General features: G+C 44.5%; 3 protein-coding genes. All 3 read right to left on the minus strand.

Annotated features, from left to right (window positions below):
- The coding region (locus EII32_RS11200; protein ID WP_255416466.1) for a Bro-N domain-containing protein at positions 1–476 on the minus strand (476 nt) is incomplete at its 3' end.
- Positions 477–839: 363 nt separating this feature from the next.
- The gene (locus EII32_RS11205; protein ID WP_125235456.1) at positions 840–1,088 is read right to left on the minus strand and encodes a hypothetical protein; all 249 of its coding nucleotides are present in this window, start codon (positions 1,086–1,088) and stop codon (positions 840–842) included.
- Complete coding sequence (locus tag EII32_RS11210; protein ID WP_125235457.1) at positions 1,064–1,480, minus strand: Bro-N domain-containing protein; 417 nt, start codon at positions 1,478–1,480, stop codon at positions 1,064–1,066. The genes EII32_RS11205 and EII32_RS11210 overlap by 25 nt, the downstream gene beginning before the upstream one ends.
- Positions 1,481–1,650 lie beyond the last annotated feature (170 nt).

A 1,650-nucleotide genomic window follows, 5' to 3' on the forward strand; every position in this document is an offset into this window, starting at 1 on the left:
ACACCAAGCTCCAAAGCAACAGCTGCCTGGTCACCATGAACCAAACTCTCACCAATCAACCACAGAAGATTCGTCAACTCAACGTTAACACCCTCGCCGCGAGTCTTCCTCACAGAACGACGAGGTGAAGGAGGACACAGTTCATACCTGCCCGTCTTGCGTAAAGTAGGCAAGACCTTGCCGGCCACCCAATTAGTAAATTTGTCGGCACGCTCCGAACTCTGACAACGAAACGCCAACTTATACATGCCGGCTTCCGAAATCACGGTTAATTGCTGCTCGCCACCGGGGGTGCGGAATTTCCGCATCCCTTTCCATTCATCTGGTATATAAGCTAATGTGTCACCACGCCAGCCTATACCTAATGCTTGGCATACATCCTTGGCAACAAACCATAGGTTATCGCCTTCGGCATCTACACGAATTGTTTGATTGTTTTCGTTGAAGGTAAATACCTTCGTTTCTTTGTTTGACATAACACATAAATTTTGAACATGGGCGCAAAAAAAGCGGTGCGCCACTACCCGCTGTTCAAGTCTTATGTGAGGACCGACGAGACCATTACAACCTCATCACGGGGTGAGCGCACCGCCTGTATAGGCGTACCGCAGAGGCATAAAAAATGCCCGAATGCGGCGCATCAGGCGAACTCTCTCGCCCTCACATTATAAAACTTGAACGCCGCAAAGATACACAAAATTTCAATAACAACAAACTTTTTCGCCAAAAAGTTCAAAAAATCAGCACGAAAACACTATGTTTATTCTATAAAGATACGAAAAATCAGACACATACGCAACTTTTATAACCTTATTTTTGAGGACTTTTTTACATATATTTTAATCCAAAAATTCCAACATAAGTTCATGCATGTCGGCATCTCTTGACACCGAACGAGACTGACGCTGCAAACCCTTGACGCGGTTCTCCTTCGCTAACTCAACAAGCAGACAGCAGACACCGTAACTCTGCCTGCGACCGCGCAAAACCTCATGAACATGCTTAACACCAACATTCATCATCTCAGAAACAAGCTTCTCGTCAGACTTCGTAGTCCACTTCGTCAACTCATCAAAAAAAAACGACACATCTCAACACTTTTCTCGTATGGCAAAGCACGACGACGAGACTTAAACTCATAACGGCCGGTCTTGCGCAAAGTCGGAAGAATATCCATTGTTACCATACGACGAAATTCACGAGCCTTCGGAGAACGGCTCAAAAAAATTAAATGATAAAAACCACTTTCGTTAACACCTGATAATCTTTGATTTCCACCAATGGTGTCCACAAACATGGACACCCTTTCATCATCATCAAGATGACGGAGTACATCACGATACTTACTTATGCCGAGAATTTGACATAAATCCTTGGCAACAAAGCAAGGTTCGTTGTTAATCATACGGACGCGGAAATGAGAACCCTCGAAATTCAATACTTGCAAACTCATACCCGGCTCTGTCTTCTTCTTTTCCATCTTATTCTTTATTTATAATGTTAATACTCGCAATGTTCCCCAAAAACAACCATTTCACACCATTTGACCGATACTGCGATGCCTTATGTCATACGACAGCCTCCGAGCAGCGGCCCAGGCAATGATGGTCTTACCAAAATCCTCAGACACAAACCAAACGCCGCGCTGAT

This window comes from Prevotella sp. OH937_COT-195 (genome assembly GCF_003932845.1).
Classification (GTDB): domain Bacteria; phylum Bacteroidota; class Bacteroidia; order Bacteroidales; family Bacteroidaceae; genus Prevotella.

Bases quoted from the DNA above. Each gene is read 5' to 3' on its own strand.
- EII32_RS11210 (WP_125235457.1), bottom strand. From the start codon at position 1,480: ATGGAAAAGAAGAAGACAGAGCCGGGTATGAGTTTGCAAGTATTGAAT.